Annotated in this window: 10 protein-coding genes; 4 read left to right on the forward strand and 6 right to left on the reverse strand. The window is 43.1% G+C overall.

The features are described from left to right. Positions 1 to 139 precede the first annotated feature (139 nt). The 6 genes from HC965_RS21515 to HC965_RS21540 all read right to left on the reverse strand — a co-directional run bounded on the left by HC965_RS21515 (position 140) and on the right by HC965_RS21540 (position 8,059). A complete protein-coding gene (locus HC965_RS21515; protein WP_191033394.1) occupies positions 140 to 925 on the reverse strand; it encodes a porin family protein in 786 nt (261 codons plus the stop codon). A 22-nt stretch (positions 926 to 947) separates the two neighbouring features. Continuing rightward, the gene (locus HC965_RS21520) at positions 948 to 2,144 is read right to left on the reverse strand and encodes a PCMD domain-containing protein (RefSeq protein WP_191033395.1); all 1,197 of its coding nucleotides are present in this window, start codon (positions 2,142 to 2,144) and stop codon (positions 948 to 950) included. Between the two features lie 166 nt (positions 2,145 to 2,310). Next, complete coding sequence (locus HC965_RS21525) at positions 2,311 to 3,771, reverse strand: catalase (RefSeq protein WP_191033396.1); 1,461 nt, start codon at positions 3,769 to 3,771, stop codon at positions 2,311 to 2,313. A 324-nt stretch (positions 3,772 to 4,095) separates the two neighbouring features. Next, positions 4,096 to 5,430, reverse strand: coding sequence for an NADP-specific glutamate dehydrogenase (locus tag HC965_RS21530; RefSeq protein WP_191033397.1), 1,335 nt, complete (start codon positions 5,428 to 5,430; stop codon positions 4,096 to 4,098). 164 nt (positions 5,431 to 5,594) lie between these two features. Then, entirely contained in the window at positions 5,595 to 5,771 is a 177-nt protein-coding gene (locus HC965_RS21535) for a hypothetical protein (RefSeq protein WP_097677749.1), read from the reverse strand. After that, the gene (locus HC965_RS21540; protein ID WP_191033398.1) at positions 5,768 to 8,059 is read right to left on the reverse strand and encodes an NADP-dependent malic enzyme; all 2,292 of its coding nucleotides are present in this window, start codon (positions 8,057 to 8,059) and stop codon (positions 5,768 to 5,770) included. The genes HC965_RS21535 and HC965_RS21540 overlap by 4 nt, the downstream gene beginning before the upstream one ends. 324 nt (positions 8,060 to 8,383) lie before the next feature. On the opposite strand from HC965_RS21540, the gene HC965_RS21545 reads away from it, so the two are divergent. The 4 genes from HC965_RS21545 (at position 8,384) to HC965_RS21560 (ending at position 15,001) form a co-directional block, all read left to right on the forward strand. Beyond that, a complete protein-coding gene (locus tag HC965_RS21545; RefSeq protein WP_191033452.1) occupies positions 8,384 to 8,950 on the forward strand; it encodes an RNA polymerase sigma-70 factor in 567 nt (188 codons plus the stop codon). Between the two features lie 98 nt (positions 8,951 to 9,048). Further along, positions 9,049 to 10,044, forward strand: coding sequence for a FecR family protein (locus HC965_RS21550; protein ID WP_191033399.1), 996 nt, complete (start codon positions 9,049 to 9,051; stop codon positions 10,042 to 10,044). Positions 10,045 to 10,271: 227 nt separating this feature from the next. After that, positions 10,272 to 13,514 (forward strand): TonB-dependent receptor, encoded by a 3,243-nt coding sequence (locus tag HC965_RS21555; protein WP_191033400.1) that lies wholly within the window; start codon positions 10,272 to 10,274, stop codon positions 13,512 to 13,514. An 11-nt stretch (positions 13,515 to 13,525) separates the two neighbouring features. Next, on the forward strand, positions 13,526 to 15,001 hold the full coding sequence (locus HC965_RS21560) for a RagB/SusD family nutrient uptake outer membrane protein (protein WP_191033401.1): 1,476 nt from the start codon (positions 13,526 to 13,528) through the stop codon (positions 14,999 to 15,001). Positions 15,002 to 15,008: the final 7 nt, after the last annotated feature.

Below are 15,008 nucleotides of genomic sequence, written 5' to 3' on the forward strand. Positions count from 1 at the left end.
AGGTCGTCTCAATAAACAATGAGACGGCCTTTTTTATTAGAAGGTAATCTTCTAATATAAATATAAAGAAACCGGCGAAGAATCTTGTTATATGATTCTTCGCCGGTTCTTTATATATCTTTGTATAGAAGACTACTTCTTAGAATGAATAGCCAAATCCTATATTTAAGTAAATAGGATACATGGCAAATGAAATCGTAGTGAAATCTTTCTTGAAGATGTCGTTCAGCCCCCATGTCAAGTCAGCATGTATATTTAAGTGCTTATAAGCTTTCCATTCTCCACCTACCTGCAATCCCCATTGGAATTTGCGCAAATCTTCGGAGAAGTCATAAGTTGCAATATTATCTCCAGTGAAATTCACCCGGTCACCGGTAGCATTCGGCGAGCGCAGATGTCCTTCATAAACATGGCCTGAAAAGTCTTTCTCAATCATATATGAAAAATAAGGACCTGCAACGATTTTCCATCGGTCGCTGATTTTGTAATTAGCCAGAACAGGCATAGTCAAAAGAGACATTTTCACTTTGGTTTTAACACCACCTGTCCAAAGTCCTTCTACCTTTCCACCTGTTTCATTAAAAATCTCCATGCCATAGTTCTTTACTGTGGCTTCGGTAGTCATATTTTTGTTGTCGAGACGGAGTCCCAAGCTGACTCCCCACTTTTTTTGTACGTCTATCCATTTGGTAATATTAGCTTCCAGGGTGATAGCAAGCCCGGGAGAGTAGCTGTCAAGGCTTCTGATTTCTTTGGGAAGAGGGAGCGGAGATGTTCCACCTATGTTCACACCCGCTTTGAATTGATAATCTAACCCATGAAGTGAAGACCATAAAAGCCCTTTGTGTTCATTAGATGATTGTGCATTGATTTGGCTAATGCCGAAAAAAAACATAGCTAAACTAGCCAATATATATTTTTTCATATATAAATTACTTTTTAAATTATTAATCGTTGTCTTCTTCGCAATGGATTGTCACTTCGTCTATCCATAATGTACTTCCTACTGAACCCTTGAAAGCTGCTCCTTCCACACTGGAAGAGAATACGATGGCAAGTTTATATTTACCGGCAGCAAGCATATTGTCATTGATTGTTTTACTATTTTGAAGTACAAATGGTAAATCGAAATAAGTCCATTCACTCGTTTCTTTCATTTCTTCTTCTGGTTTCACTCCGATTCTTGCAAGAGATACTATTTTAGGAGAATTCAAAGAGTTGTAACCGTCCAGGAAGTCCTCTACATTATCTGCTTCATATAAAACAGCATATATATCCCCCTTATCTTTGCCATTCATGTTGGCATCTATGAAAAAGTTTTTCTTTCCATCCGCTCCCAAAGTATAGGAAGTATAATCAGTTCCCGGTTTGAACTTGTAATACCCTGAAAGCCGTGTAGGATGTTTGTAGAAAGGGAAACCGAATTTAGTAGCCTTCATTGCGTCTTTTAATGCGTTGCCGACTTCGAATGAACCGATGAAGAGATTTCCTGCCGCAATAGGCATACTAACCCCTGCACCGAAACTTCCGGTACTTTTAGTTTCCAGTTTTGCCCCTTTACCCATATATCCCTGTGACTGTATAGTTATATAATCCAAAGGAGATCTCGCCATACCGGTGAGGTTGAAGCCGGGATTACCGCTTGCCCATTGGAGCATTTCCGCTTTTTGCAGATTGAATTCATAGAATATATGGTACTTGTTATTACCGTCTTCTATATTTTCAAAATGATACTCCGTAGGAAGCTCCGACTTGATAACAGTAATCACATAAACAGCTTCCGTTGTACGGCTTTCGGATGTCACTCTGAACTTACGCTGGTATTGTTCTAATGTCTGCTCCGAAGTAACGGGAACTTTTGAACTTGAAAAGTCATATTTAGGAGCATGATCGTTTGCCGCTGCGTCGACAGGTTCTATGTCGGCTCCTTCGGGCAGTTCGAACTGGATTTCCAATGCTGATAAATCTGTGGCTTTTGATACGTAAATCGATACAGTTTTACTGTAAGTATTGATGGTAGATAATTGGATATTACTGCCGTTGCATCCATCTATGGCAGCTTCAACGTTTAAACCTTCGTCTTGAATACAAGAAGTTATTGCCAGACACATTATCATTCCGGCGAATACATTTTTTAGTTTCATCTATTGTTATGAGTTAAGGGATTATTAAGGAGCAAAGATAGTTATAAGCGTTGACGTCAATTTTTGTAAAATGTTAAAAGAGAAACCTTAACTGTCGGGAATAGTATACAAAAAAGGCTGTCTTTGAATTTAAAGACAGCCTTCCTTCCATTAATTTCTTAATTTTTTATTCTTTCAAAGCCTCTTGCAAGTCAATGCCTAATGCTTTGGCAACTCCCGTTCCGTAGGCAGGATCAGCCTTGTAGCAATTGCGGGTATGACGTTGTTTGATGAACAACTCTGAATCTCCCATAGCGCGTGCTGTGTTCTCGAACAATAGTTGTTGTTCTTCAGCCGGCATCAGTCGGAACAAGTCACCCGGCTGGCTGTAATAGTCATCATCATATTCGCGTTCGTTATAATTATAAACTTCACCGGTAACTTTGAGAGGTGGTTCTTTCATATGCGGGGAATCTTGCCATTCTCCGTAGCTGTTTGGTTCATAACCTTTTGCGTCGCCATAGTTTCCGTCTACACGCATAGCTCCGTCACGATGGTAAGCATGGAAAGGACAACGAGGTTTGTTTACCGGAATCTGTTCCGCGTTCACTCCGAGACGGTAACGTTGTGCGTCACCGTAAGAGAACAAACGTCCCTGTAACATTTTGTCAGGAGAAAGACCGATACCATCAACAAAATTCATAGGATTGAAAGCAGCCTGTTCCACTTCGGCGAAATAGTTTTCCGGGTTACGGTTCAGTTCCAGTATGCCTACATCCTGCAAAGGAAAATCTTTATGCGGCCATACTTTGGTCAGGTCGAACGGATTGATGCGATAATTGTCCGCTTCCTCTTCCGTCATCAACTGAATTTGGAACAACCATTTCGGATAATCCCCTTTTTCTATACTTCCGAAAAGGTCGCGTTGATGAGATTCACGGTCTTTGGCAACAATAGCTTCCGCTTCCTGGTCAGTCAGATTCTTGATACCCTGCAAGGTACGTAGATGGAATTTCACCCAAATTCGTTGGTTATCCGCATTGATAAAACTATAAGTGTGACTTCCGAATCCGTGCATATGACGATAGGAATAAGGAATACCGCGAGGACTCATAGTGATAGTGATCTGATGCAATGCTTCCGGCAGCAGTGTCCAGAAATCCCAGTTACTATTCGGGCTGCGCATATTCGTTTTGGGATCCCGTTTGATAGCATGATTCAAATCCGGGAATTTGAGCGGGTCACGCAAAAAGAATACAGGAGTATTGTTTCCGACCAAATCCCAGTTTCCTTCCTCTGTGTAGAATTTCATGGCAAAACCACGGATATCACGTTCGGCGTCAGCCGCTCCGCGTTCTCCGGCTACGGTGGAGAAACGAACAAAGCATTCTGTTTTCTTTCCGACTTCACTAAAAATGGCTGCACGGGTGTACTTTGTGATGTCATGAGTCACTGTAAAAGTACCGTAAGCACCCGACCCTTTGGCGTGCATACGTCTTTCGGGGATCACTTCACGATCAAAATGGGCAAGCTTTTCAATAAGCCAGGGATCTTGTAACATTACAGGTCCACGTTGACCTGCAGTTTGCGAATTCTGATTGTCGGCGATGGGGCGTCCGTTCGCAGCAGTAAGTTTTTTCTTTTCCATAAATAGATCTTTTTAGTCGGAAACAAAGATAAGCAAACCGTAGTCTTTTTACTCTTTCCATCCGTTGTTTATAATATGTTACAAAGATAAGCGGCTTTTGTTCATTTGTCAAACAGAAAATTTCTATCTAAAGATAGAGAATAACTATGAATAAATCCATACTGCCGGGTATTTTTTTTACTGCAAAGATGATTGTACTGACACCCGGGTCTCAGTATGCACGACACCCGGGTGTCAGACAAGTCGTTTGTGCATAAAAAAACTCCCGCCCTTCCTTACGGAAGACGGGAGCTTTGCACTATAGCTTATTGTATCTTTGGCTGATTATACGATACCTTGTGCCATCATTGCTTTGGCAACCTTCATGAATCCGGCTACGTTAGCACCTTTCACATAGTTTACATATCCGTCTGCTTCAGTACCATACTGAACACAAGCTTCGTGGATATTCTTCATGATGCTCTTCAGTTTTTCGTCTACTTCTTCAGCGCTCCAGCTCAATTTGATAGAGTTCTGAGTCATTTCAAGACCTGATACTGATACACCACCAGCGTTTGCAGCTTTACCCGGAGCATAAAGAATCTTAGCTTCCTGGAATACTTTAACAGCTTCAGGAGTAGAAGGCATGTTTGCGCCTTCAGATACCGCCATTACACCATTAGCAACCAATTTCTTAGCGTCGTCGCCGTTCAATTCGTTCTGAGTGGCAGAAGGCAGAGCGATATCTGCTTTTTCGCCCCAGGGACGAGCTCCTTCTACATATTTGCAACCATATTTATCTGCGTATTCACGGATACGGCCACGGTACAGGTTCTTCAGTTCCATGATGTAATCCAGTTTTTCGCGGTCGATACCTTCCGGATCGAAGATGTAACCGTCAGAGTCAGACATCGTCAGCACCTTACCGCCGAGTTCGAGAACTTTTTCTGCAGTATATTGGGCAACGTTACCGGAACCGGAAATCAGGCAAGACTTGCCTTTCAGGTCAGTACCCTGTTTCTTCAACATTTCCATCAGGAAGTAGATGTTACCATAACCGGTAGCTTCCGGGCGAATCAGTGAACCACCGAATTCGCGGCCTTTACCAGTGAATGTTCCTGTGAATTCGTGAGCCAGTTTCTTGTACATACCGAACATGAAACCTACTTCACGACCACCAACACCGATGTCACCTGCCGGAACGTCAGTTTCAGGGCCGATATGGCGCCACAGTTCCAACATGAATGATTGGACGAAACGCATTACTTCCATATTTGACTTTCCACGCGGAGAGAAGTCAGAACCACCTTTACCACCACCCATCGGCAGAGTAGTCAGTGAGTTTTTGAATGTTTGTTCAAAGGCAAGGAACTTCAAGATAGAAAGGTTCACAGATGCATGGAAACGGATACCGCCTTTGTATGGACCAATCGCGTTGTTATGCTGAACACGGTAACCCATGTTCGTCTGAATGTTACCTTTGTCATCCATCCAAGTCACGCGGAACTGATATACTCTATCAGGAATACACAAACGTTCAATCAAGTTCACTTTGTCGAACTCCGGGTGTTTGTTGTATTCTTCTTCAATAGTAGAAAGAACTTCTTCTACTGCTTGATGATACTCCGGTTCATTGGGAAATCTTCTTTTCAGATCGTCTAATACCTTTGCTGCATTCATAATCTTTTTTTCTTTTATAGGTTGTTTAAAATTCGATTGTCTATTTCTCTTATGCGGTTGCAAAAGTAAAGATAAAAATTGAACTAGCAAACATTTTATAAAGAAAAATGCGATAAAACATCAAATTTGATATTTTATCGCATTAAAAATGGGAAAAAAGATATTTATTTATTCTTTTTAATCGACTTATAGACAGGAATGAATACCAACGCTGCCGAAATGACAAGCGTTACTATCGTCATGCCGTCAATTCGTTCGGCTTTTGTGATAACTAAATAGCAAAGCGCCAACCAAAGCAGGCTGATGCAAACTATTTGTGATTTGGATAACGGCCTTTTCATTTACCTTCTTTTTTCTTCTTGACAACGATGGCGTCAATCACGGCTACGGCTGTGATATTAACGATGTCGCGGACAGAGCTTTCAAAATCGGTGAAATGGATAGGTTTGTTCAATCCCATTTGGATAGGGCCGATGAATTCCGTATCCGGATCCATTGCCTGTAGCAATTTGTAACCCGCATTGGCCGAACTCAGGTTCGGGAAAATCAGTGTATTCACGTCTTTGCCTCTCAGGCGGGTAAACGGATATTTAGTATCACGCAATTCGCGGTTCATGGCAAAGTTTACCTGCATTTCACCGTCGATAGCCAGTTCAGGATACTCTTTCTGCATATAATCTACGGCTTCGTGTACTTTTACCGGGCTTCCGGTAGTATCGGCGCCGAAGTTTGAGTAAGACAGCATAGCCATTGCCGGAGTATGATTGAAGAAGCGGACTGTCTTGTCGGACAGTTTGGCGATGTCAATCAACGTTTCAGTGTCCGGGTGACGGTTAATCAGCGTATCTGCCAGGAAGTAAGTACCTTTCTTGGAGTTCAGGATATGCATGGTTCCGAAGTGCTTGAAGCCCGGTTGGATACCGATCACTTCTTTGGCTACCTTGATTGTATTGCTGTATCTTGTATAAAGTCCGGTGATGAATGCGTCTGCATCTCCGGTTTCCACCATCATCATACCGAAATAGTTGCGCTCGAACATCTTGTCGTTGGCTTCCTCGTAAGTAAAGCCTTCGCGTGCACGTTTTTCCGACAGGATACGTGAATAGCGTTCGCGGCGGTCAGATTCGTCCGGGTGACGGAGATTGACGATTTCGATACCTTCCAGGCTGAGGTCTAGCTCTTCCGCCAACTTGCCGATAGCTTCGTCGTTTCCTAATAAGATAGGATGGCAGATACCTTCGGCTTTCGCTTCAACGGCTGCTTTCAGCATATTCGGGTGGATACCTTCGGCAAAGACCACACGTTGTGGACTGCGGCGGGCAGTGTCATACAGTTGGCGGGTCAGTTTGGACTCATATCCCATTAATTCGCGCAGATGTACACAGTAAGCATCCCAGTTTTTGATTTCCGTGCGGGCTACTCCGCTTTCCATGGCAGCTTTTGCTACGGCACAGGAAACTTCTGTGATAAGGCGGGGATCTACCGGTTTCGGAATGAAATATTCAGGTCCGAAAGAAAGGTTGTTTACATGATAAGCTGCGTTTACAACATCGGGTACAGGCTGTTTTGCCAGGTTGGCGATAGCGTGTACGGCTGCCAGCTTCATTTCTTCATTGATCGCTTTGGCATGAGTGTCCAAGGCGCCACGGAAGATATACGGGAATCCGATAACGTTATTGATTTGGTTCGGATAGTCAGAACGTCCGGTTGCCATCAATACATCGGGACGGGCTGCCATGGCATCTTCGTAAGAGATTTCCGGTGTAGGATTGGCCAACGCGAATACGATGGGCATGGAAGCCATGCTGCGTACCATATCCTGGCTCAATACATTTCCTTTGGACAGACCGAGGAATACATCCGCGCCTTTGATAGCTTCTTCCAGTGTATGGACATCTGTACGGTCGGTTGCAAAATATCTCTTCTGTTCGTTCAGGTCGGTACGTGCCTTGCTGATTACGCCTTTACTGTCGACCATGACGATATTTTCAAGGCGTGCGCCTAATGAAACATACAATTTAGTACAGGAAACAGCAGAAGCGCCTGCACCGTTAACGACGATTTTTACATCTTCGATTTTCTTTCCGGCCACTTCGAGCGCGTTTACCAGTCCGGCACTGGAGATAATAGCTGTTCCGTGCTGGTCGTCGTGCATCACCGGGATATCCAGTTCTTCTTTCAGACGGCGTTCGATTTCGAAACATTCCGGCGCCTTGATGTCTTCAAGGTTGATACCACCGAAAGTCGGAGCGATGGCTTTTACTGCCGTGATAAACTTTTCCGGGTCTTTCTCGTCGACTTCAATATCGAATACGTCAATACCTGCATAGATTTTGAAAAGCAAACCCTTGCCTTCCATTACCGGTTTGCCGCTCAATGCGCCTATGTCGCCCAGTCCGAGTACGGCTGTACCGTTGGAAATAACAGCAACAAGATTACCTTTTGCAGTATATTTGTATGCATCTTGCGGATTTTTCTCAATTTCGAGACATGGTTCTGCCACGCCGGGAGAGTATGCGAGTGCTAAATCAGTTTGTGTACTATACGGTTTGGTAGGAACTACCTCAATCTTACCAGGTTTGCCCTGTGAGTGATAGAGCAAAGCGGCTTCTTTGGTTATTTTAGCCATAGTATCTGTATTATTTATTAATAAGTTATCATTTGGCTGCAAATGTAGGAATAAAAGTTAGAAATTGTAGCCCTTGATGGATAAAATCTATTAATTTTATAGCAAAATGACTGATTTTATTATACGACCTGTAAAGTTTGCACATTTATATTCATTTTCTTTTTAAAGCTATGCATTATTCATTTATCTTTGCCGGGGAGGAATGACAGAAAGAGTCTACATTGAGGTTGAAAAAGTTTTGAAATATTAACAAGAGCTTTAGTTGAAACCTTTGGTAATTTCGTTATTTTTGAGTCCGTATATGACTTTAACCTTACTATTATGATAATGACCACAAAGCAGCTTCAATTATTGAAGGACGGAAATAAAAGTATTTTCGAGGCGTTGTATCGCTCATACAATGCCCGTATTTACAATTTTGTCCTTTCTATGGTAAGTGATGCAGGGGTGGCAAAAGATATTACACAGGATATTTTTCTTCAGATTTGGGAGAAGCGATTAAACATTGATATAGAGGGAAATTTAGACGGTTATCTTTTCAAGATATCCCGGAATATGGTGTATCATTATGTGCGGCGCGAACTGTTACTTCAAAATTACGTAGATAAACTGTCGAGTGAACAATCCGAAGCATCCGTAGAGATGGATGAAGAGTTGGATTATTTATTCCTGGAAGAATATATATTGAAGCTGCTGAATGAACTACCTCCTGCACGCCGGGAAATATTTATGTTATATTGGAAATCAGGACTTAGTTATCGTGAAATAGGCGAACGGCTGAATATCTCAGAAAAAACGGTTGCCACACAAGTGCAACGTTCCTTAGGCTTCTTACGTGATAAACTGGGGACGATAGCCTTTTCTGTCTCTTGCTTTTTCTGCAATTTCTAACCGTTAATTACTAATAAAGGTTAATACCTCACTTTTCTCTGACTCCGTTGTAGTCCTTTTCTCCCGCTCAAGGCTAATATATATAGAAAAGGAAAATTATGGAGCAACACGATTACATATTACTATTAGAAAAGTTCTTCAAAAAGAAGGCTTCCGCTGAAGAAATCAGGATACTGGTCGAATGGATCCGCCGACCGGGAATTCGGGATGAATTCAATTTACTCTGCGAACAAATGTGGAAAGATGCCGCTGTTGAAATAGATAAGACAGTGGAAGAAGATATGTGGAATCATTTGCAGAGGAATTTGGATGGGGCTGGAGTTCTATCACCGAAGAAGGCACGTTGGCAACCTGTTATATATAAGGTAGCAGCCACTATATTATTACCGGTTTGCCTGGCACTGGCTACTTATTTATTTGTTGGCAATATAAATAAGGTGTCTCAAGACCCTTTCATGGTAGCGGTGGATTACGGTCAAAAAGCGAATATCACTTTGCCCGACGGTACAAAAGTATGGTTAAACTCGGCTACTCATCTTTCTTATGATGCGGAATATAATAAGGAAGAACGGAAGATTTATTTAGACGGGGAAGCATACTTTGAGGTAGCGAAGAATAAGGAAAAACGCTTTGTCGTTTGTTGTAATGATTTGGAGATAGAGGCATTGGGGACGACTTTTGATGTGAAGGGATACAGTGATGACCTTTCCGTCACTACATTGCTGGCGGAAGGAAGTGTCAGGGTTTCCAATCAAACGAGTGCCACATTGCTGAAACCGGGTGAGAAAGTGGAGTATCATAAGGGCAACCGGACATTTACTAAATCTGTCATCCCGGACATACGTGAAATCGACTTTTGGCGGAAGAATATGTTGATTTTCAATTCGGCGTCTTTGGCTGACATTGCTACCACCCTGGAGCGGATGTATGGGGTGAAAGTAGTGTTTGACTCGGAGAAACTGAAGAATGTGCCGTTTTCCGGAACCATCCGGAATAGCAGTTTACATAATGTATTTTACATTATAAGCCTTACTTATCCTTTGACTTATAAGTTGGAAGGAGATACTGTGAGAATAGGAAGTAGTATTAACTAAAAAAAGACGATCCATGGAAGACTCCTCATAATAAAACAAAGAGGGTAGAATTATGTAGCAGCATAATTCCACCCCGAAATCAAATACGGTTTATTCATGATGGTAAAAAGAATATTTTCCTTATGCGGATAAGGGAAAGGATACCCTTTTTGCATCACGATTTCACAAAGATAATAAAAAGTCTAATTTTCAGACTTATATTTTAAAGAATTTAAAGCTAATTACTAATGAGAAAACAATTACATATCATATTCAGGCTTGTTATGTTCAGTTGTATCTTATTGTCTGTGTCCCAAAAGGTAAGTGCGCAAATCACTTTCTCGGTGAAGAATCAGACAATACGCCAAACGATACGGGTGATTGAGAAGGAAGCCGACTACAGCTTCTTTTATACGGATAAACTCCCCGGACTGGAACAGAAAATTTCATTGACAGTGCGCAATGAAAGCATAGAATCGGTTTTAGAAAAAGTTTTCAAAGGCTCATCTATTAGTTATAAAATAGAATCGGGTAAGCAAGTGGTGCTTACCGTTCAGACAGAACAGAAAGAACCCCAAAAAGGAGATAAGAAGAAAATAACGGGCACAGTAGTCGACCGGAAAGGAGAACCCCTGATTGGAGTTACCGTAAAAGTAGACGGGGAGAATATAGGAACTGCCACTGATATAGACGGACGTTTCTCTTTGGATGCTCCTATGGGTGCAAAGCTGAATTTCTCTTATATAGGTTATGTTTCCCAGTCTCATACGGTCAATAAACAAAATGTATATAATGTATCTTTGAGCGAAGACTCACAAGTGCTGGAAGAAGTAGTCGTAGTGGGCTATGGCTTTATGAAACGGAAAGATATTACGACTGCGGTTTCTATCGTTTCTACGGCAGATATCGAAGAGCGTCCGATTATGTCCGCTGCACAGGCTATCCAGGGTAAAGCAGCCGGTATCCAGGTGGTGCAGCCTTCGGGTATGCCGGGTTCGGGAGTGACAATCCGGGTGAGAGGTGCTACTTCGGTACAGGCATCCAACGAACCTTTGTATGTAGTGGACGGTTTGCCTACGGACGATATTTCGAGCATTAGCCCGAACGATATTGAAAGTATGCAAATCCTGAAGGATGCGTCGTCAGCTGCCATTTATGGAGCACGTGCGGCAAACGGAGTTGTGCTGATTACCACCAAAAGAGGAAGAATCGGTGCTCCGCAAGTGAAAATGAGTGCGTATGTCGGATTCTCCAAATTGGGAAAGAAGATTGATGCATTGAACACGGAACAGTATAAGGACTTGATGAAAGATTTGAAAGCCGTTTCGGATGTTGCTCCCAATATTCCCGAAAACGAGACCCGTTATGTAGACTGGACTGATCTGTTCTTCGGTACGGGTGTCAATCAGAACTATCAATTGTCCGTGGCCAATGGAACGGAGAAATTGCAATATTTTGTATCCGGTGGTTATTCTGACGAACAGGGTATCGTAGATAAAGCGCATTTCAACCGGTATAATTTCCGTGCCAACTTGGATAGTGAGCAGACTAAATGGCTGAAGATGGCATTGAATTTTGCTTACTCCCATACAGGCGGACAATGGGTGAACGAAAGCCGCAGTTCGCTGCGTGCAGGTTCTATCCTGTCCGTGGTCAACACTCCGCCATTCATGCAGAAATGGAATCCATATGATCCTAACGAGTATGACGAACAGGCTTATGGCGCACGAATCCTGAATCCATTGGCAGCCAATGCGGCGGATAGCAATACGAATACAGACCATATCAATGGTTCAATCGGTTTCACAGTCGATATATACAAAGGACTGAAATTCAAAACAACGTTTGGCATCGAGCTGACCAACGAACATTGGGATTATTATCTCGACCCGGTTTCTACTTCGGACGGTCGTGGTACGAAAGGACGCGTGGAAGAGAGTTTCTCCCGGAATTTCGAGTGGTTATTGGAGAATCTACTGACTTATGATTGCTCCTTCAAGAAACATAATCTCTCTGTTTTGGCAGGAGCTACACAGCAGCGTGCACAATATAATGGTTCATGGATGGCCGGTTTCGATTTAGCAGAATCTTATCCGGATATTCATTCCATCAGTGCGGCCAATCAATTGGACAAAGACGCCTGCGGTTCTTCCGCTTCTGCATGGTCGCTGGCCTCTTTCCTGGGGCGGGTAGCTTACAATTATGACAGCCGTTACTTATTGACAGTCAATTTCCGTGCCGACGGTTCTTCCCGTTTTGCTCCGGGACATCGTTGGGGAACTTTCCCTTCGGTTTCCGCAGGTTGGAGAATCTCTAGCGAGAAATTTATGCAACCTTTGCAAGAGGTGGTTACTGACTTGAAACTTCGTGCCGGATGGGGTATGAACGGTAATCAGGGCGGTTTTGGAAACTATGCATATATGGCTTCCATGTATACCAGCAAACTGCCTGTCTCTGAAAGTAATCTGTATCCGGGACTCGCTATCAGACCCGGTTCGGCTGCTAATAAAGAACTGACTTGGGAGAAAACAAGCCAATGGAATCTCGGACTTGATTTGACAATGTTCGATTCCCGCCTGTCTCTGTCGGTAGATGCTTATTACAAGAAAACGACAGACTTATTGCTGACCGTTAGCCTGCCGGAAAATGTCGTGCCGAGCAGTGTGACGAGAAATGACGGTGAGATGGTGAATAAAGGTATGGAGTTTACAGTGTCTTCCCAAAACTTTAAGGGGGATTTTCAATGGAATACTGACTTTAATATCTCTTTCAATCGCAACAAGTTGACAAAGCTCGGGCTGAATAAAGTGTATTATGATGCCGAGATGTACGAATCTAAGGAGAAAGCTGTTATCCTGAAAGAGGGACTTCCATTGGGCACATTCTTCGGGTATATTTCGGAAGGTGTAGACCCTGAAACGGGAGATATTATTTATCGTGACCTGAATGGTAATGGCTTCATTGATCCCGAAGACCGTACTACCTTGGGAAATGCGCAGCCTAAATTCATTTACGGCTTGACGAATACTTTCTCGTATGCCGGTTTTGACCTGTCTGTATTCTTGCAGGGAAGCCAGGGGAATAAGATATTTAATGCGTCGCGCATCGACATGGAAGGTATGACAGACTTTAGAAACCAGTCGGTTCGTGTGCTGGATCGTTGGAAGCGGCCGGGAATGATTACCAACGTCCCCCGGGTTGGTAATACGGAGAATAATCACAACTCATCCCGTTTTGTTGAAGATGGTTCTTATTTACGTTTGAAAACAGTCACATTATCCTATAATTTCCCGAAAAAATGGTTGAATAAAATACATCTGTCCAGGTTGCAGGCTTATGTTACAGGACAGAATCTGTTGACATTGACGAAATACAAGGGGTATGACCCCGAGGTAAATGCTTTTGGAAGCAACTCCGTTGCTCAAGGAGTGGACTATGGTACTTATCCTCAATCGAGGGCGGTAATTTTTGGTTTGAATGTTGAATTTTAATAGGTGCGAAAATGAAGAACATAATAAAGTTAGTTTATATCGTATTCTGTGGCTTATTGGTTTCGTGCAGTAATTTTCTGGATGAGAAACCTCAATCGGATTTTATGCAGGAAGGTACCGGAACGGAAGACCTGGAATCTAAATATAAGAGTCTTGCAGATGCGCAGGCTGAATTGCAGGGAGTATATGAAAGTTTCAAGCAGAATAGTTTCCAGGCGGAAAACTATACGATTGGAGATGTACAGTCCGACAACTGCTACGTTGGTGGGGATGGTGTCGCCGAACAGGAATTTGACCTGCTGAAACTGACTTCTACCAATTATAAGGTGGAAATCGTTTGGTCGGAGTATTATTCCATGGCAGGAACTGCGACCAGCGTTATCGAGAATACAAAAATGATGGACCCTACTTCTTCTGCGGCCGAAGAACGTAACCGCGTCATTGCGGAAGCTAAGTTTCTACGGGCATGGGCATACTTTGACATCGTTCGTTTGTGGGGAGATGCACCGATGGTACTGGATTTGATTCCGACTATCACTGCCGAGAATCTGGATAAATGGTATCCTGTGATGTATCCCGAACGCTCCACTAGCGATAAAATCTACGAGACGATTTTGGATGACCTGAGCGAAGAAAATACGATTCGTTATTTGGTAAGCAAGAATCAGGGAGCTTTCCAGGCAACAAAGGGGGCTGCTTATACCTTACGTGCCAAAGTACTCGCGACCAAGGGCGAGAAATCAACGCGTGATTATGCAAAAGTGGTTGAGGCTTGCGATAAAGTGATTGCGGAAGGATATACATTGCTTGGCAATTTTGATGAATTGTGGCAACCGGAGAAGAAGTTTTCTTCCGAAAGTATCTTCGAGGTTTATTATACTTCCGATGCTCCCAACTGGGCATATTGGGTATTGCTGAAAGAGGATGACGGCTCGGTGACCTGGAGACGTTATTGTACGCCTACCCATGACCTGGTGGCTAAGTTTGATAAAGAGAAAGATACCCGTTATGCATCCAGTATCCTGTGGCGTTCGGTTCCTTATGATACGTATTGGCCGGCGGACAATTACCCGTTGTCTTATAAGATTCGTGAAAAGACTTCCGACATTATTTTAATGCGACTGGCTGATGTATTGCTGCTGAAAGCAGAAGCATTGGTGGAGTTGGACAGAACACCGGAAGCTATCAGGATTGTAAACACAATCAGGGAGCGTGCAGGTTTTGGACCTTCTTCACTGGATGAGAATATGGGGCAGGCTAGAGGACGCCTGGCAGTAGAAAATGAGCGTCAGCTTGAATTGTATATGGAAGGACAACGCTGGTTTGACCTGATACGCAATAACCGCTTGCTGGAAGTGATGCAGAAACATAAAGATAAGGATGGCAGGCTGATGTTTGCCGGTTTGCAGGCTTTCCGGCAGTTGTGGCCGATTCCTCAGGGAGAGAAAGATAAGAATACCAATCTTACTCAAAATGAAGGCTATTAATGAAAAG

The organism is Bacteroides sp. GM023 (assembly GCF_014750685.1).
GTDB lineage: Bacteria > Bacteroidota > Bacteroidia > Bacteroidales > Bacteroidaceae > Bacteroides.

What these genes read in the sequence shown, in the direction of transcription:
- HC965_RS21515 (WP_191033394.1), bottom strand. Translation starts at nt 925, where the DNA reads ATGAAAAAATATATATTGGCTAGTTTAGCTATGTTTTTTTTCGGCATT.
- HC965_RS21520 (WP_191033395.1), bottom strand. Translation starts at nt 2,144, where the DNA reads ATGAAACTAAAAAATGTATTCGCCGGAATGATAATGTGTCTGGCAATA.
- HC965_RS21525 (WP_191033396.1), bottom strand. Translation starts at nt 3,771, where the DNA reads ATGGAAAAGAAAAAACTTACTGCTGCGAACGGACGCCCCATCGCCGAC.
- HC965_RS21530 (WP_191033397.1), bottom strand. Translation starts at nt 5,430, where the DNA reads ATGAATGCAGCAAAGGTATTAGACGATCTGAAAAGAAGATTTCCCAAT.
- HC965_RS21535 (WP_097677749.1), bottom strand. Translation starts at nt 5,771, where the DNA reads ATGAAAAGGCCGTTATCCAAATCACAAATAGTTTGCATCAGCCTGCTT.
- HC965_RS21540 (WP_191033398.1), bottom strand. Translation starts at nt 8,059, where the DNA reads ATGGCTAAAATAACCAAAGAAGCCGCTTTGCTCTATCACTCACAGGGC.
- HC965_RS21550 (WP_191033399.1), top strand. Translation starts at nt 9,049, where the DNA reads ATGGAGCAACACGATTACATATTACTATTAGAAAAGTTCTTCAAAAAG.
- HC965_RS21555 (WP_191033400.1), top strand. Translation starts at nt 10,272, where the DNA reads ATGAGAAAACAATTACATATCATATTCAGGCTTGTTATGTTCAGTTGT.
- HC965_RS21560 (WP_191033401.1), top strand. Translation starts at nt 13,526, where the DNA reads ATGAAGAACATAATAAAGTTAGTTTATATCGTATTCTGTGGCTTATTG.